Origin of the sequence: Bacillus cereus group sp. MYBKT14-1, from assembly GCF_051915185.1 — a bacterium.
Classification (GTDB): domain Bacteria; phylum Bacillota; class Bacilli; order Bacillales; family Bacillaceae_G; genus Bacillus_A; species Bacillus_A cereus.
The window spans coordinates 167,230-184,336 of the sequence record NZ_JBQAEF010000010.1 but is presented as its reverse complement, the minus strand read 5'-3'; the positions used below and the strand labels follow the sequence as shown (position 1 = coordinate 184,336).

Genomic DNA, 17,107 nt, shown 5'->3' with positions numbered 1-17,107 from the left:
TTTTAACAATATATCAAAAACTATTGCCTTCTATAAATTAATAGGTTTATATTGTTTTATTGGCATAGTTTCAATCCAAGGAGAAAGGAGATTTTCAATCGTGCAACTAAAGAAAGCGTTTTGGAAGTTGGCTTCGCTTCTTCCGTTATCATTACTTCTGTTCCTCGGTGGCTGTGATAAAAAACTCGCAGTATTAAATCCGCAAGGACCTGTTGCAAAAGCACAGTATGATTTAATTGTTTGGTCATTCTTGCTTATGTCATTAATTATCGCAATTGTATTCATTCTGTTTACAGTCATCTTGATTCGTTATCGTGAAAAACCAGAGAATATGGACTATGAGCCACCTGAACAACACGGTAACACATTACTAGAAATTATTTGGACGCTTGTTCCTGTTATTATCGTTATCGCATTATCGATTCCAACAGTAAAAGCAACTTATGCTTCGGAAGAGGTTCCGAAAGAGTCCAAACATATTAAACCAGTTGAAATTTATGTTACATCTGCAAACTGGAAATGGTTATTCAGTTACCCAGAGGAAAAAATTGAAACCGTTAACTATTTAAACATCCCAGCTGGTGTACCAATTCAATTCAAACTGACTTCTGTCGGTCCAATGAATGCTTTCTGGGTACCAGAACTTGGTGGTATGAAGTACACAATGGATGGCATGATTATGGATCTTTATTTACAAGCTGATAAGCCAGGTTCTTACCTAGGCCGTAGTGCGAACTTCTCTGGTGAAGGATTCACACACATGGAGTTCGAAGTTGAAGCAAAAACTAAAGAGAAATATGACAAGTGGGTTAAAGAAGTACAAGAAACTGCTCCTAAACTAACAGAAGCTAAGTACAACGAAATTGTTAAACCTGGTGTAGTTGGTCGTATGACATTCTCTAGTCACCACTTAAGTTATGTAGATCCAAAATCACTTGAATATTGTGATTACAACTACTACAAAAACAAAAAATAATAGCTATTATTCCAACAGATTGGAGTGAACACAGTGAAGCTTGATGAATTCTTTGTCACAGGTGACCCGATTATTTACGGTGCAGACGCTTCTATCGTTCTTGTGACATTAGCAATCATTTTCGTACTAACAAAGTATAAAAAATGGAAATGGCTTTGGGACGAATGGTTAACAACTGTTGACCATAAAAAAATCGGAGCTATGTATATTATTTCTGCGGTTATCATGTTATTCCGTGGTGGTATGGATGGTTTAATGATCCGTGCACAGTTAACATTCCCAGAAACAACTTATTTAAACGCTGAACACTATAACGGGATCTTTACAACACATGGTACAGTAATGATTCTTTTCATGGCAATGCCATTCGTTATGGGATTAATGAACCTTGTAGTACCATTACAAATTGGTGCTCGTGACGTTGCATATCCGTTCTTAAATGCTTTAAGTTTCTGGTTATTCTTTGTCGGAGCAATGTTATTCAACATCGCTTTCGTAATCGGTGGTTCTCCAGACGCCGGGTGGACTTCTTACTTCCCAATGGCAGGTACAGAGTTTACTTCGGGCGTAGGAAATAACTACTACGCAATTGCATTACAGATTTCAGGTCTCGGTACGCTAATGACCGGTATTAACTTCCTTGTTACTATCTTAAAAATGCGTACACCTGGTATGACTTTAATGAGAATGCCAATGTTTACTTGGTCAATCTTAATTACAACAATTATCATTATTTTCGCTTTCCCAGTATTAACAGTTGCTCTTGCATTAATGACATTTGACCGTCTATTCGATGCTCACTTCTTTACGATGGCGAGCGGCGGTATGCCAATGTTATGGGCCAACCTATTCTGGGTATGGGGTCACCCTGAAGTATATATCGTTATTTTACCGGCATTCGGTATTTTCTCTGAAATCATTAGTACATTCTCACGTAAGCGTCTATTCGGTTACAGTGCGATGGTATACTCAATGGTTGCAATTTCTTTACTAAGTTTCGTCGTATGGCTTCACCACTTCTTCACGATGGGTGCAGGTCCAGCGGTTAACTCATTCTTCTCGATTTCGACAATGGCGATTTCGATTCCAACCGGTGTTAAGATCTTTAACTGGTTGTTTACACTGTATAAAGGACGTATTCGTTTTACAGTTCCAATGCTTTGGTCATTGGCATTTATTCCAAACTTCGTAGTCGGTGGGGTTACAGGGGTTATGCTTGGTATGGCAGCAGCTGATTATCAGTACCATAACAGCTACTTCTTAATTGCTCACTTCCACTACGTATTAATCGCAGGTACAGTATTCGCTATGCTTGCTGGATTTACATTCTGGTATCCAAAAATGACTGGTCATATGTTAAATGAACGCCTAGGTAAATGGACATTCTGGATCTTTATGAGCGGATTCAACATCTGTTTCTTCCCAATGTACTTCTTAGGTTTAGATGGTATGACTCGTCGTATGTACACTTACTCTGAAAGTCTTGGATGGGGATGGCTAAACCAAATCGCATCTGTTGGTGCGGTAATGATGGGTATTGGTTTCCTACTTCTTTGTTACAACGTAATTTGGAGTGCTCGTCACGGTGAACGTGACACAACTGGAGATCCATGGGATGGCCGTACACTTGAATGGGCTACTCAATCTCCTGTACAACATTACAACTTCGCGAAACTTCCTGAAATTAAAGAAGCTGATGCTTTCTGGTACATGAAGAAACGCGGAGAAACAGTTACACCAGCAGCAGAAGACATCAAACCAATTCACATGCCAAGTAACTCTGGTGTGCCTATTATTGCGTCTGGATTCTTCGGTCTTGCAGGTTTCGCATTAGTATTTAGCTGGTTCTGGCTTGCAGCAATCGGCGGCATTGGTATTTTAGCTTGCTTAATCTATCGTTCATTCGATTACGATGAAGGTTACTATATTAGTGTTGATGAAATTAAAAAATCAGAACATGTAGCATGAGAGGTGAAATGATATGGCGGCTTTAGATAAAAGCTTACCTTTGGAATATCAATCCGAACAAAGCAGATTGAATATCCTAGGATTCTGGATTTTTCTTGGGGCTGAAATTATGCTGTTCGCAACACTTTTCGCCTCTTATCTAGTACTTGCTGGTCGTACGGCAGATGGTCCAACACCAGCACAACTGTTTGAACTTAAAACGCTTTTAATTCAAACATTACTACTTTTAACAAGTAGTTTCACATGTGGTATCGTGATTCACGAAATGCGTAAGCACAACCAAAAAGCGATGCTTGGATGGTTCGTCCTTACATTACTTTTAGGTGCAGGCTTCCTATTCTTCGAGATTGAAGAGTTCATTATGTATATTGGTGAAGGCGCAACAATTCAAACAAGTGCTTTCCTATCTGGATTCTTCGTTCTTCTTGGAACGCACGGAGCCCACGTAACAGGCGGTATCATTTGGGCAATTTGTGTTATTATCCAAATTTTAAAACGAGGTTTAACACCAGTTACAGCTCGTAAAGTATTTATTATCAGCTTATACTGGCATTTCCTTGATCTAGTTTGGGTCTTTATTTACACACTAGTTTACTTGAACGGGATGGTGGCGTAAATGGCTCAAAACAACAATCAAGCAAACGGACATGCGCATAGCGGATTCCCTTGGTCACACGTTTTCGGATTTATTTTATCGCTTGCATTAACGTTTCTAGCGTTATACGTGGCACTTTACACAACATTGCCACTTTCAACAGTCTTAACAACTATTATCATAATGGCTGTTGCGCAAGCATTGTTACAATTAATTATGTTCATGCATTTAAAAGAAGGAGAAGGAAGAGTTCAAATTCTTACAATGATATACAGTTTCTTCGTTGCAACTGCAACAGTTGGTTTAACTGTATGGATCTTCTTCTCAATGTAATGTACATGAAAAAGACTGCTGATTCCTCAGCAGTCTTTTTTTATTCCGCATTAACGAGCAGTACGATTCCCTCTCCCTATTACATCCACATTACGGAATTAACAGCATAATCATGAAAAATATACTTATTATGACAAATGTTAAGAAAAGTCTTTCTTTATGAAATCGAATCCATATGCGTTGCTTTTCTACGTATTATATGGCTAAATAGGTACTATATTTATTTGAAGGGAGAGAACGCAATGGAACATCATACTTCTGTTCTATCACTTATGGTTGTCGTTGCAATCGCGTTTTTCGTTCCCCTTTTGTTACAACGCTTTAAATTAAAAGCACTTCCTGTGGTCGTTGCAGAAATTATTGCAGGAATCTTTGTAGGTAAAAGTGGGTTTAATATTATTGAGCCAGATATATGGCTTCAAGTTTTATCAACATTAGGATTTATCTTCCTCATGTTCTTAAGCGGTTTAGAAATTGATTTTTCTATCTTTAAACAAAAAGGGAAAAAAAATACGACAAACGAACCAAATACATTTCAGGCAGCAAGCATTATCTTCTTATTTATTTTCATCTTATCTTATGCCCTATCATTACTATTCGTATGGCTAGGATTCGTAGATAACGCAATGTTCATGACTTTAATTATTTCAACTATTTCTTTAGGTGTTGTTGTACCAACATTAAAAGAGAATAACCTAGGAAAAACTGCAATCGGACAAATCATTTTATTAGTTGCTGTTATTGCAGACTTAGTTACAATGATTTTACTCGCTGTATTCGTCGGATTAAATTCCGAAAGCGGCCAAAGCATGTGGCTTCTTCTTCTTCTATTCGGCGCTGGTATTGTTATTTACTTCGTTGCAAAACGTTTTAAAAACATTCCATACTTAGATAGTTTAAAAGCTGGTAGTGTACAAATTGATACACGAGCTGTTTTTGCACTCATCTTAATATTAGTTGGGTTATCTGAATCCGTTGGAGCAGAAAATATTTTAGGCGCCTTTTTAGCAGGTGTACTCGTATCGTTATTATCACCAAATGAAGATATGGTGGAAAAACTTGATTCTATCGGCTACGGTTTCTTCATTCCTATTTTCTTCGTAATGGTTGGTGTAAATTTAGAGGTTTGGTCTATTTTTAAAGAGCCTTCTAGTATGCTAATGATTCCAATTCTAATTGTAGGACTCTTTATCTCAAAACTCATACCATCACTCGTTTTACGAAAATGGTATCCACGTAATATCGTACTTGGAAGTGCAATTTTATTAACATCGACACTTTCTTTAGTTATTGCGGCTGCACAAATTGGTGAAAAACTGGAGATCATCAGTCCAAGTTTATCTGCCTCTCTTATTTTAAGCGCAGTTATTACTTGTATTTTTGCACCTATACTGTTTAAAAAAATGTTCCCAAAAGTAGAAACACCAAAACCAAAAGTAGCTATTATTGGCGCGAGCAGAATTACCCTTCCGTTATCACTAGATTTAAAACGAGAAGATTATGATGTAACGCTATATATGATGCGTCAAAACAAAATAAATGATGAAGAAGCGAAATCGCACGACTTCCCTATCGTGAAATTGGATGACATCACAATCGCATCATTAACTGAACAAACAGCATTTGATGCAGATCGCGTCGTTGTTGCAACAAGTGATGATGAACAAAACTTATTATTGGCAGAACATGCAAAAGAGCTAGGTGTTGAACATGTTATTGCAAGTGTAGAAGATCCACTTCTACAAGAAAAAGCAACGCAAGAACATATCGCTGTATTCTCAACAATTAACTCTACACGTATTTTATTACGTGCGCTTATTGATAAACCTAGTCTCGTTCGCTTAATTACAACAGCAAACGAAACAGTCCGTGAAGTTGAACTACGGAGCAATAAATATAACGGCGTTGCACTTCGTCGCCTTCCGTTTTTAGGTGATGTACTTGTCATTCAAATCTACCGCGGTAACAAAGCATTAATACCACATGGTGATACAAGACTACAACACGGTGACACATTACTTGTAACAGGTTCAAAAGAACATATCGATACACTAAAAAACATATTAGAATAAAAAAATGCCCCTCACATAATTGAGGGGCATTTTTTTCCATTTCATATGGTAAAATGTTACTATCACATATTATGGGGATGGATTACATTATGTCTATTATAACTTTAGCTCTCTTATTATTAGCCGAAATACTCGTTGCCATTATTCTCATCGGTGTTAGTATTGAGATTTGTAGTTACGGATGGAAAAAATCGAATGGAATAAAATATTCTTGCCTCCTACTTTCACTCCTTCTCGGAACTGCTAGCATACTCGGACTTCTCGCCGCACCTGCCTATTTCTTTATACAATTAACAGAAAAAGCGTTATAAGAAAGGATGTTAATATGATTACCGTGAAAAATATTGAGGGATCTGAAACTTACGTATTACGTCAAAAAATTTTACGCCCCAATCAAACATTAGCAGATTGTAAATACCCTTCCGATTATGAAACAGACACCTTCCACTTAGGCGCATTTATAAACGATGAACTAATTAGTATCGCTTCCTTCTCAAAAGAAATATATCCCGACTTACCAACGGGTATTCATTATCGTCTACGAGGAATGGCAACATTACCTGCATTTCGAAACAACCGTGCTGGAAGCTCCTTAATTCAGAAGGCGGAACAAATCTTGCAAGAACGCCAAGCAAATATATTATGGTGTAATGGCCGAATTACTGTAGCTGACTATTACAAACACTTAGGCTTTCAGGAATATGGTGAAATCTTTGAAATTGAACCGATTGGCCTTCATAAAGTACTATATAAAAGAATATGAGAAAAGCTTTCCTCAATATGGGAAAGCCTTTCTTATATTTCAATCTTCTCTTTTTATTTTTTTCATATATATGTATATAAACAAACTTGGAACTAAAAAACAAGCAAACATAATAAGTCCTGTCATACTAATTTCCTTTATCGAAATATCTGGTGTTACAACGATACAAATAGCTAAAATCCCAATAATAATACCTACCGGAATGAATAATAGCTTCATAAAATAACGACGCGACACTCCGCCCGTATGCTCATACACTTCCACTGAATTTTTCAGATTTAAAAAGTTAATAATTATTATCCCGCCCATAAATACCATTAATAAATCCGAAACACTTTCATATCCTGCTCCTTGCAAGACATAACGGTAAAAGACGATAGCTAGTATGACGATATTTTGTAAGATGAAAGCTAATCTAATATGTTTTAACCCTTCAATCATTAAACGTTCATCTTTCACGATTTTCACCCTACCACTCCTTTTCCTCCCAAAACAAATCATTCAACGTTTTATCTACTGCATAACAAATTTTTAAACATAAATCTAAAGATGGATTGTATTTCCCCTTCTCAATTAAACTAATCGTTTGCCTTGTAACGCCTACTTTTTCTGCTAATTGTTGCTGTGTTAAATCTAATTGAACACGCGCGACTTTTATTTTACTTACAGCCATTCATGTTCCTGCTACTAAAAAATATAGACAAATGTATATTCTTAGAGTATTCCTGCTTCTACGTGCCCTGCCTCGCTAATCACTTGCTACTACAGTTTGCTGTGACACTTCACAGGCGTAAATTCCGATGTAGCCCACCGTACATATATACAATCTATTTACGTTAGTATTGTATATTTTTTTGCTTGTAAAAGGTTGATTGACGCATTTAAATCTCTATCTATTACATTGCCACATTCACATGTATATACTCGGTCAGACAGCTTTAAATCCGACTTTTTTTGACCGCAACATGAACACATTTTAGAAGATGGATAGAATCTGTCCACTTGCCGTAGTTCAATTCCATATTCCCTACATTTCGTTAATAACCATGTTTTAAAAGCATAAAAACATTGTTGCGCTACAGCTTTAGATAGATGTTTGTTCTTCATCATACCTTTCACATTCAAATCTTCTACTACAATAAACGTTGGCTTGGTTTTCACCACATCATTTACAATAGACTTTACATACACTAATCGAATATTTGCTAGCCTAGCATGTAGTTGTTGCACCCTAAGAATATTTTTGTTTATATTCGCTCTTTTATTAGTAACAGGTTGTTCACCTCTCTTTCTTATATTTTCAAATTTGCGTGATAAAGAGCGTTGTTCACGTTTTAACCGTTTTTCTATCTTTTTTACTTGTACTGTTTTATTTATATTTTTGTGAGTTTTTCCATCGCTACGTACAGCGAAGTCTTTAATTCCCAAATCAATTCCTAGACCTACTGTATTGAGAGTTGCATTTGGTTTTACCTCTTTCACTTCACAGAGTATAGACACATAGTATCTTCCTGCTCTTTGATATACTGTACCACTTTTTACAGTTGTATTTTTTGAAATATATCCATACTCTTTTAACCTTATCCAACCAATTGTAGGGACTTTTACTCTATGTCTTTCTACTGTCCAATCTGTTTTGTTGTTTTTCGGAAAGTAGCACTTCACATCTTGCTTCTTCTTTTTTTATATCGTGGAAACTTAGATAAACCTTTAAAAAACCGCTTAAAAGCTTTATCTCCATTCATAATCGCTTGTTTTACCGCTTTGCTCGACACTTCTTTAATCCACTGGTCACACTCTTTTGTATGAATGTTGTTTAACCATTTGGAAAAGTCATAACCACTAAGAAATTTCCCCTCCGACTCATATACCTCTTTATTTTTAGAGATATACAGGTTATATACATATCGACAAACCCCAATAGTTTGACGGATTTTACTAATTTGTTCAGTTGTCGGTTTGATTTCTATTAAATATGCTCTTTTCATAAGTCTTCATCCTCCGACATTTTCTTTTTGTATTTTCTCAACCCATATATTCTACAGCTAAATACATGAATGATAGATATTAAATCCTGAACAAGTTCTTCTTGAATACCCATATATTTCTTATACTGTTCTTCTGTATAATATCTTCTTCCTTTTGGGTTTCGGTAAGCAGGTAAAACACCTTGATTGTCCCACCTTTGCAATGTCTTAACAGAGACATTAAGCATTTCTGAAAATTCTTTCGGTTTATATTGTTTCATAATTACTTTTCACTATATATGCCTACTTTTGTCTATGTTTTTGTTTACTGTTTCTTTCTCCTCCACCCTTATTATAATATATATTCCAATAAGTAATTTATATTTTACATTACTAATTTAAGTTTCACTTTATTATACACAAAAAAGGAGCCCCTCATAAGAAGCCCCCTCTCCTATATTATAAGAATAAATGACATCCAAATAAAATTGTAAATAAGTATAGTAACGGATGCACTTCCATCCCTTTCCCTTTCACAATTTTCAAGACTGGATACACTAAAAATCCAATTGCAATTCCATTCGCAATACTAGATGTTAACGGAATACCTATAAAAATTAAAAATGCTGGTAACGCATCTTCAAATTCATTCCAATTAATATCTCGAATGCTTTGTGCCATTAAACTACCTACTATAATTAATGAAGGAGCTGTAATAGCGGCTACACTTGATAAAGAAGCAATAACAGGACTAAAAAATGCCGTTATAATTGTTAGACCAACAACTACAATCCCTGTTAACCCAGTTTTACCACCTGCAGCAATACCTGCTGACGATTCAATCGTCGCTGCTGTTGGGCTTGTTCCAAAGATAGAACCTGTAGTCCCGCCAATTGCATCTGCAATAAACGCTTTACCAAAACGCTTCTCTGTATTGTCCGTAATTAAACCTGCTTGTTTAATTAAACCAAGTAATGCACCTGTTGTATCGAATAAAAGTACAAGTAAAAATGAAAATACAACGCCGTATAATCCGTATTCAATTACATCTGAAAAGGCATTGATTGGATTTGAAACGATGATACCCTCTGGTAAATGAGGCATCGCCACAATTTTATCAGCAAACTTCAATTGCCCTGTAAAGAAGGCAATAATTCCTGTCACAATCATACTAATAAATAATGCACCGCTCACACGCAATGTCATTAATACCGCCGCTAATATTAAACCAATTAAAGTTAAAATAACAGCTGGAGAATGAAAATCACCAATCGTAACTAAATTAGACGGATGATCCACGATAATTCCAGAAAGGCGCAATCCAATAAAAGCAATAAATAGTCCAATTCCACCTGCAATTGCATGCTTTAAACTATCAGGAATTGCTAAAATTAACTTTTGCCTAAACGAAGTAAAAGATAATAAAAGAAAAATAATCCCCGTTACAAATACAGCTGAAAAGGCAACTACATATGTAATCCCTTCTGCCTTCTGTACAACAGAATAAGCAAAATATGCATTCATTCCCATAGCTGGAGCAATAACAATCGGGTAATTCGCGAAAATCGCCATACCTACTGTTCCAACAACGGTTGCAATAATTGTTGCTGTAAACGCTTGGTCAAATGGTACACCTGCATCAGATAATATTTTTGGATTGATGACAAGAATATACGCAAATGTAAAAAAAGTTGTGATGCCAGCTAAAAACTCTTGCTTCACAGAAGTATTATATTTTTGTAATTGAAACATGCTTATGTACCCTTCCTACACCTGAATTATTATCACACATTCTTTTTCTTACTAGTATGTGAGAAAATATAATACTTAATCTTAACAATCAATAAAAAGAAGAGTCAATATATTCCCTAATAGTTAGAATTTTAAGTTTAAGTCTGACAAGTACAGATGTAGTACAGTTCATTATGATTATTTTTGTAGCATAACAGATAGAAATGTTTTATAATTTGAAATAGTTAAATATTTAGTAAGCGCATTCAAATATCGTTCACTCTACAAGGGGGATTCTTCTTATGCAGCACACAAACAAATCTGGAACTTTAAATCGTGGTTTAAAAGAACGACATATTACCTTAATGTCACTGGGCTCAGCTATTGGCGTTGGGCTATTTTTAGGATCCGCTTCCGCCATTAAACTAGCAGGTCCTTCTATTTTGCTAGGCTATATGATTGCCGGTCTCGTTATTTTTTTCATTATGCGAGCGCTTGGGGAAATGGCAATTGAACAACCTGTTGCTGGTTCTTTTAGTAAATATGCATATGATTATATTGGACCACTCGCTGGTTATATTACTGGTTGGAATTACTGGTTCTTATGGGTTGTTACTTGTATGGCTGAAATTACAGCAGCTGGTATTTACATGCAGTACTGGTTCCCAGATATCCCGCGCTGGACTTGGGCATTACTTGCTCTATTATTAATGAGCGCTTTTAACTTCTTATCGGTAAAAGTATTTGGAGAACTTGAGTTTTGGTTTGCTCTCATTAAAATTGTCACAATTATCTGTATGATAGTAGTCGGAGCTGGTATTATTTTATTCGGATTCGGAAACGGTGGTATCGCTACTGGTATTTCAAATCTTTGGTCACATGGTGGCTGGTTCCCAAATGGATTTTCTGGGTTACTACTCTCCATGCAGATGGTACTATTCGCTTATTTAGGCGTTGAATTAATCGGTGTTACAGCTGGTGAGGCTCAAAATCCGAAGAAAACACTCGCAAAGGCAATCGATAACGTATTTTGGAGAATTCTACTCTTTTACGTTGGGGCATTATTCGTTATGATGGCAATTTATCCATGGAACGAACTTGGTGAGAAAGGCAGTCCATTCGTATTAACATTCCAACAAATTGGTATCGCAAAAGCAGCAGGTATTATTAACTTTGTCGTATTAACAGCAGCTCTTTCTTCTTGTAACGGTGGTTTATTTAGTACAGGCCGTATGCTATATACATTAGCTCAGCAGAAAAAAGCTCCTGAAAGATTTGGTCGTTTAAATAAAAATGGCATTCCAAGCCAAGGAATTGTAGCAACTGCTATCGTTTTACTAATTGGTGTTATATTAAACTATCTCGTACCTGCAAAGGTATTTACATGGCTTACTAGCATTTCAACTTTCGGTGCAATTTGGACTTGGGGAATTATATTAGTCGCTCAAATTAAATTCCGTAAAAGCTTGCCTACTCAAAATAAACAAAAGTTATCGTATAAAATGCCTTTATACCCATTAAGCTCATATTTCTCACTCGTTTTCCTTGTATTAGTATTAGGTATAATGGCGTATTCAGAAGATACACGAATTGCATTGATTGTCGGCCCAATTTGGCTTATCGGCTTAGCAATCGTATATTACATGAAAGGGTTTCATAAGATTGATGAAACACCTAACTCAAAAATTAGTTAAGCAAAACATCCCTTCCTTATTACTTGGAAGGGATGTTTTTATATCTATATAAATATTTCTCAACAAAATTCACGGTATTTTTACAATTTTTTAATATTTTTTATGTTTTCCGTCTTTATTTTTACAGAAAAATAAATTACATTATTAAAGCATATATATTTATTATTAGGGGGATTCTTCTATGAAGAATAAAAAATGGATTACATTTTCTTTAGCAACAGCAATTACACTAAGTATAGGGACCTCGTTCATACCGTCTACTTATGCCGAAAGCTCTGTAGACCCAGCTCCTGAAATTGCTGCAAAAGTTGTAAATCAAAACAATGGGAAGCAAGTATTATTCGATAATACACACGGTCAAACTGCTGGGACAGCTGACTGGGTTATTGACGGCGGCTTTTCTGACTTCGGAAACGGCATTGCAAAAAACGGATATCACGTAAAGGAACTTCGTAAATCAACACCTATTACGTACGAAGACTTAAAGGATTACAATGTATTTATCGTTCCAGAAGCTAATATTCCTTACAAAAAATCTGAGCAGGACGCTATGTTACAATATGTAAAAAATGGTGGTAGTATCTTCTTTATTGCTGATCATTACAATGCAGATCGTAATAAAAATCGCTGGGACTCTTCTGAAGTATTTAATGGATATAGACGCGGTGCTTGGGATAATCCAGCAAAAGGAATGTCTAATGAAGAAGCAAATTCACAAGCTATGCAAGGAGTAGAAAGCTCTGATTGGCTCTCTGACAACTTCGGTATTCGCTTCCGCTACAATGCACTTGGTGATGTTTCAGCGAAAACAATTGTATCGCCTGAACAATCTTTCGGAATTACAAAAGGTGTTTCGTCTGTAGCAATGCATGCTGGTTCTACTCTAGCAATTACAAATCCAAAACTAGCAAAAGGACTTGTTTACCTTCCAGAAAATCCATCAAAATGGAATAACGCTGTTGATAGTGGCGTTTATAATGGCGGTGGTATTGCAGAAGGCCCATATGCTGCTATCGCAAAAGTAGGACTTGGAAAAGCTGCCTTTATTGGTGACTCTTCTCCTGTTGAAGATGCTACGCCAAAGTACGTTCGTGAAGATTCTGGCCAAACAAAGAAAACTTACGATGGTTATAAAGAAGAAAACGATGCGATTTTATTAGAAAACATCGTAAATTGGTTATCAAATAAAGAGACATTTACAAGTTTAGATCAAGTAAATGGTTTACAACTTGATTCACCTACCGCTCTACAAACATTTGAACAGCCAAGCTTATCAACAGAACCACAACCTGAACCTTGGAGTGCACCAAATGCAGGTTATCAATGGTTTAATACAAATACTTTTAAACCAGGTTCATACGGTTATAACGGTGCGGTAACAACAAGCGACTACGTCGTTACACACCCTAGCATTCTACCAAACAATGAAATTTTCCAAATGAAGATTCAAGTAAACAACTTACTACCTAATACAACGTATAACAACTATTCTTTAGGTATCTTCACTACTGGTGGAACACAAGTGGCTAAAGTACAAAATGCAAACAGCACTTGGCCATCTACTTTCGGATATAGCAGTGCATTTTCTTTCACAACAAACAGCTTAGGCTCTGCTGAGAAAGTTGTAAATGTACAGATTGATTCAAATACAACTGGACAAGCAACGCTTCGTCTACGCCAAAATACAACAGCAAAATATAATGAAACTGTAACGATTAATAAGAAATAATGAAAAAGGCAATCCATACATGGATTGCCTTCTTCTCACTTCTCTTCCTTCGAGAAAAACATTCTTGAAATAACGATACCTATACTACCGACGATTAGGAATAACACTGCCCTGATCATCATCGATACCTCTGGTAAGTCAAGTAAGAATAACTTCCCTACCGTTACGACTAAAACGACTAAACCAGCATATAATATTTCATTCATATTTCTATTTCTTCCAAACCAAACCGCAAATAACGCATATACCATCCATAATAACGATACTGATACACTAATTACGCTTCCATCTGTAGATAAAACTTCACCGATTCTCGTAATTGTAATAAATACAATTATCATAAACCAATAGAGCACTATAGAATACATATATTTGCCGAAGCTCGCTAATACTTCTTTCGCTTCTCTCATGCAATAATAGAACGTTCCTATTAAAATAAGATGAGCAACAAAGCCTGCCGAAATAAATTGATCAAACGGGCTAAAAATAGTCTGTATCATTCCAATTGCGTAAACCGTCGCACTAACATACAATTTTATCTGTTGTTTTACTTTAATAGAAGTGACCATGCCGAGGAAACCTTGTAACAATAGTACAATCGCTGCATTCACTAAACTATACTCATATAAAATTGCTAAACTAAATGCTCCCATTGCGAAACCAAATAAGAGATTTGTAAATGTAGAATGTCTATTTTTCCTATATTCAAATACGAACATAGCGGCATGTACGAGTGCACTAATAATTAATCCCCATGTTGTAAAATCAGGTATTTTTGAAATAGCTAGTATAAAGAACACTGCATTCGCACTAAATATCGCCAAACGTGATTCTAGTATAAAACTTCTCTCCGTAAACATATGCCAAAATAATAGTAAATGAATCAAACCATATACAACCGTTAACTGTATTTGCAAGTTCTCTATTAACATTGACATAACAGCAAAGAAAACGAAAAGGACAATGGCAGCAACAGCGTAAGAAATCATATATAAGTATTTATAACGATTTTTCAACGCATACCATAATAAACTAAGTGTTAATACTGTCTCATATCCAAAGAAAATATAAGGATTAGGAGTCGTACTATTTAACAAGAATGGTACGAAGAACGCACCGACCGCTACGAAAATAGTGAGATATTCCGATTGATATCTTTTCGCTAAATAAATACCTAAAATAACCCATGCAATATTACAGAGAAACGCGACACTTGCCGGAATAACTCCATATAAATAATGTGCTGCAAACGTCGTTAGAACAATCCCGGTAATACTTCCTCCAGCTAATACTAATCCTAACGCTTGCCGCTCTCTTTTAATTTGAATATCTCCTATATAATACAACCCGATAGATAATGCGATACCAAACACAATTCGTATCGCTGGTGTTAATAAACCAGCATCTACCCCTGCTTTAAATAACCAGATCACTCCAAGCAACATAATACCGACAAATACACGCGGTAACCACGTCTGACAAAACTTAATAATATTAAATGGCTCTGGTTTAAAAGCCGATATATCTACTTGTTTTACCTCACGTTCTTGCAAAGGCTCTTTTATCTTAACTATTTCTTCTTTTGGCTTTTCCTCCATTACCGTTTCAATATATTCTTTCTTGTTCTTACTAACATGTTGCTGAGCGTTTTCTACTTCTATTTCCCTTTGCTTTACTTTTAATTCAGCAAGTGCTTCTTGAATTGTTTCAATTGCCGTTTCGAGTGCTTCTATTTTCTTATCCAAATCCTTCTTCATACGCTCCCCCCTTATTCGTAACTCTCATTGAACCTATATATTACCAATTATCTTTATCATACTCTTAGTCTATTCATTTTCAATAGTATTTTTCCAAAAAAAGAAAGGTGTCTTCCCAAAATAGGAAAACACCTTTTTACTCATTTATTCTTATTTAGAAAAATGCTAACGATAAAACCAAGACACATGCCTACAATAGCTGGAACAATCCACCCAACGCCTTCTGTATAAAACGGGATGTATTTTAATGCTGACGTCCACTGATTCATCATTACATTTTTATTTAAAATGTCAATTGCACTAAATATCGCTACAACCAAAACAGTTACTGCATATACGTATGCATACTTTCCAATATACTGATGGAATAACCCTAGAATAATAAGCGTTAACGCAATTGGATAAATAAATCCAAGAATTGGTACTGATACTTTTAAAATTTGCGTTAACCCTAAATTAGCTAAAATCATACTAACAACGCTTACTATAAATGCCCACAATTTATAAGATACTTTCGGAAATGCACTCGCAAAAAATTGACTACAAGACGTAACAAGTCCAATTGAAACACATAAACACGCGATAGTAAAAATAAGACCTAATAAAACGACTCCGCCCTGTCCAAATAATGTAATCATAACTTGTGCTAACACTTTCGCACCGTTATCAAATGTTCCTAATGAGCCACTAATTGCCCCCACATATCCAAGGATGACATAAATAATCGATAATAATAGTCCTGCCCCAATTCCAGCAATACTCATATATTTCGCTAAACCTTTATCATCTTCAATACCCTTTGCACGTAATGCATTTGCAATAACAATTCCAAAGATTAAAGCAGCTAACGCATCCATTGTTAAATATCCATCTAAAAACCCTTGAAACATAGGAGCTTGTCCATAGTTCCCTATTGGTTCTTTCATATCTCCTACCGTTGTAAACATACTCTTTATAAAAATAAGTGCAATCATACATAATAATAACGGCGTCAAGACTTTTCCAAACAATCCCATTAATTTAGATGGGGATAAACTTAACCAGTAAACAACAATAAAGAAAATAACTGTGTAAAACAATAATAATCCGTTGCCTGCTTCAGGGAATAACTGACCTGGCCCCATTTCAAAAGCTAAACTTCCCGCACGTGGTATACCAAGCCCAGGTCCAATAAATACATACACGATACATGGAAAAATAATTGCAAATGAAGAATGAACCCTACCCGCTAACGTTTGAAAACTTCCTGCTTTTGCAATAGAGATAACCCCTAATATAGGAAGACCTGTTGCTGATATAATAAATCCTACTAATGAAATCCAAACATGTTCTCCTGCTTCATACCCAAGGAAAGGTGGAAATATAAGATTCCCTGCTCCAAAGAACATAGAGAATAACATAAGGCTAATAAGTAAAATTTCTTTTTTCTGTAACAATTTCATTTCTTTCTCCTTCTTTAATTTCATCTTTTATGAAATCAATTTCACATATAAAAAAGTACAATAACCCGCTTCCTTACAAA

15 protein-coding genes and 1 pseudogene are annotated in these 17,107 nt (G+C 35.7%); 9 read left to right on the top strand and 7 right to left on the bottom strand.

Annotated features, from left to right (window positions below):
* Positions 1–100: 100 nt before the first annotated feature.
* From ACTFO4_RS22520 to ACTFO4_RS22490, 7 genes are all read left to right on the top strand, one after another.
* Positions 101–976: a cytochrome aa3 quinol oxidase subunit II gene (locus tag ACTFO4_RS22520; protein WP_001176165.1), complete on the top strand. Its 876-nt coding sequence runs from the start codon at positions 101–103 to the stop codon at positions 974–976.
* A gap of 33 nt (positions 977–1,009) precedes the next feature.
* Complete coding sequence (qoxB, locus tag ACTFO4_RS22515; protein WP_000762372.1) at positions 1,010–2,944, top strand: cytochrome aa3 quinol oxidase subunit I; 1,935 nt, start codon at positions 1,010–1,012, stop codon at positions 2,942–2,944.
* Between the two features lie 13 nt (positions 2,945–2,957).
* Positions 2,958–3,560, top strand: a complete 603-nt coding sequence (gene qoxC, locus ACTFO4_RS22510) for a cytochrome aa3 quinol oxidase subunit III (protein ID WP_000729317.1) — start codon at positions 2,958–2,960, stop codon at positions 3,558–3,560.
* On the top strand, positions 3,561–3,872 hold the full coding sequence (gene qoxD / locus ACTFO4_RS22505; RefSeq protein WP_000068425.1) for a cytochrome aa3 quinol oxidase subunit IV: 312 nt from the start codon (positions 3,561–3,563) through the stop codon (positions 3,870–3,872).
* 242 nt (positions 3,873–4,114) lie between these two features.
* Positions 4,115–5,944 (top strand): monovalent cation:proton antiporter family protein, encoded by a 1,830-nt coding sequence (locus ACTFO4_RS22500; RefSeq protein ID WP_242259594.1) that lies wholly within the window; start codon positions 4,115–4,117, stop codon positions 5,942–5,944.
* A gap of 53 nt (positions 5,945–5,997) precedes the next feature.
* Complete coding sequence (locus ACTFO4_RS22495; protein ID WP_000926991.1) at positions 5,998–6,255, top strand: DUF4022 family protein; 258 nt, start codon at positions 5,998–6,000, stop codon at positions 6,253–6,255.
* Positions 6,256–6,269: 14 nt separating this feature from the next.
* Positions 6,270–6,707, top strand: coding sequence for a GNAT family N-acetyltransferase (locus ACTFO4_RS22490; protein ID WP_000633767.1), 438 nt, complete (start codon positions 6,270–6,272; stop codon positions 6,705–6,707).
* A 39-nt stretch (positions 6,708–6,746) separates the two neighbouring features.
* Here ACTFO4_RS22490 and ACTFO4_RS22485 read toward each other — a convergent pair whose 3' ends face one another.
* The 5 genes and pseudogenes from ACTFO4_RS22485 to ACTFO4_RS22465 all read right to left on the bottom strand — a co-directional run bounded on the left by ACTFO4_RS22485 (position 6,747) and on the right by ACTFO4_RS22465 (position 10,426).
* Positions 6,747–7,175, bottom strand: coding sequence for a hypothetical protein (locus tag ACTFO4_RS22485; protein ID WP_000706629.1), 429 nt, complete (start codon positions 7,173–7,175; stop codon positions 6,747–6,749).
* Position 7,176: 1 nt separating this feature from the next.
* Complete coding sequence (locus ACTFO4_RS22480; protein ID WP_000301183.1) at positions 7,177–7,380, bottom strand: helix-turn-helix transcriptional regulator; 204 nt, start codon at positions 7,378–7,380, stop codon at positions 7,177–7,179.
* A gap of 158 nt (positions 7,381–7,538) precedes the next feature.
* Positions 7,539–8,695: pseudogene (locus ACTFO4_RS22475) on the bottom strand (RNA-guided endonuclease InsQ/TnpB family protein).
* Positions 8,692–8,955, bottom strand: a complete 264-nt coding sequence (locus ACTFO4_RS22470) for a MerR family transcriptional regulator (RefSeq protein WP_000816201.1) — start codon at positions 8,953–8,955, stop codon at positions 8,692–8,694. The pseudogene ACTFO4_RS22475 and the gene ACTFO4_RS22470 overlap by 4 nt, the downstream one beginning before the upstream one ends.
* 178 nt (positions 8,956–9,133) lie before the next feature.
* The gene (locus tag ACTFO4_RS22465) at positions 9,134–10,426 is read right to left on the bottom strand and encodes an NCS2 family permease (protein ID WP_000487192.1); all 1,293 of its coding nucleotides are present in this window, start codon (positions 10,424–10,426) and stop codon (positions 9,134–9,136) included.
* Positions 10,427–10,707: 281 nt separating this feature from the next.
* Between ACTFO4_RS22465 and ACTFO4_RS22460 the strand changes: the two genes are divergently transcribed.
* Together ACTFO4_RS22460 and ACTFO4_RS22455 are read left to right on the top strand one after the other, a co-directional pair.
* Positions 10,708–12,099: an amino acid permease gene (locus tag ACTFO4_RS22460; protein WP_001164897.1), complete on the top strand. Its 1,392-nt coding sequence runs from the start codon at positions 10,708–10,710 to the stop codon at positions 12,097–12,099.
* Positions 12,100–12,280: 181 nt separating this feature from the next.
* Complete coding sequence (locus ACTFO4_RS22455; RefSeq protein ID WP_440014382.1) at positions 12,281–13,828, top strand: DNA-binding protein; 1,548 nt, start codon at positions 12,281–12,283, stop codon at positions 13,826–13,828.
* Positions 13,829–13,863: 35 nt separating this feature from the next.
* Here the strand turns inward: ACTFO4_RS22455 and ACTFO4_RS22450 are convergent, their stop codons facing one another.
* Both ACTFO4_RS22450 and brnQ1 read right to left on the bottom strand, forming a co-directional pair.
* Positions 13,864–15,585, bottom strand: coding sequence for a DUF2339 domain-containing protein (locus ACTFO4_RS22450; RefSeq protein WP_440014381.1), 1,722 nt, complete (start codon positions 15,583–15,585; stop codon positions 13,864–13,866).
* 140 nt (positions 15,586–15,725) lie between these two features.
* Complete coding sequence (gene brnQ1 / locus ACTFO4_RS22445; protein ID WP_326234984.1) at positions 15,726–17,027, bottom strand: branched-chain amino acid transport system II carrier protein BrnQ1; 1,302 nt, start codon at positions 17,025–17,027, stop codon at positions 15,726–15,728.
* Positions 17,028–17,107 lie beyond the last annotated feature (80 nt).

What these genes read in the sequence shown, in the direction of transcription:
- ACTFO4_RS22460 (WP_001164897.1), top strand. Translation starts at nt 10,708, where the DNA reads ATGCAGCACACAAACAAATCTGGAACTTTAAATCGTGGTTTAAAAGAA.
- ACTFO4_RS22480 (WP_000301183.1), bottom strand. Translation starts at nt 7,380, where the DNA reads ATGGCTGTAAGTAAAATAAAAGTCGCGCGTGTTCAATTAGATTTAACA.
- ACTFO4_RS22490 (WP_000633767.1), top strand. Translation starts at nt 6,270, where the DNA reads ATGATTACCGTGAAAAATATTGAGGGATCTGAAACTTACGTATTACGT.
- ACTFO4_RS22455 (WP_440014382.1), top strand. Translation starts at nt 12,281, where the DNA reads ATGAAGAATAAAAAATGGATTACATTTTCTTTAGCAACAGCAATTACA.
- ACTFO4_RS22450 (WP_440014381.1), bottom strand. Translation starts at nt 15,585, where the DNA reads ATGAAGAAGGATTTGGATAAGAAAATAGAAGCACTCGAAACGGCAATT.
- qoxC (WP_000729317.1), top strand. Translation starts at nt 2,958, where the DNA reads ATGGCGGCTTTAGATAAAAGCTTACCTTTGGAATATCAATCCGAACAA.
- brnQ1 (WP_326234984.1), bottom strand. Translation starts at nt 17,027, where the DNA reads ATGAAATTGTTACAGAAAAAAGAAATTTTACTTATTAGCCTTATGTTA.
- qoxD (WP_000068425.1), top strand. Translation starts at nt 3,561, where the DNA reads ATGGCTCAAAACAACAATCAAGCAAACGGACATGCGCATAGCGGATTC.
- ACTFO4_RS22500 (WP_242259594.1), top strand. Translation starts at nt 4,115, where the DNA reads ATGGAACATCATACTTCTGTTCTATCACTTATGGTTGTCGTTGCAATC.
- ACTFO4_RS22465 (WP_000487192.1), bottom strand. Translation starts at nt 10,426, where the DNA reads ATGTTTCAATTACAAAAATATAATACTTCTGTGAAGCAAGAGTTTTTA.
- ACTFO4_RS22470 (WP_000816201.1), bottom strand. Translation starts at nt 8,955, where the DNA reads ATGAAACAATATAAACCGAAAGAATTTTCAGAAATGCTTAATGTCTCT.
- ACTFO4_RS22495 (WP_000926991.1), top strand. Translation starts at nt 5,998, where the DNA reads ATGTTACTATCACATATTATGGGGATGGATTACATTATGTCTATTATA.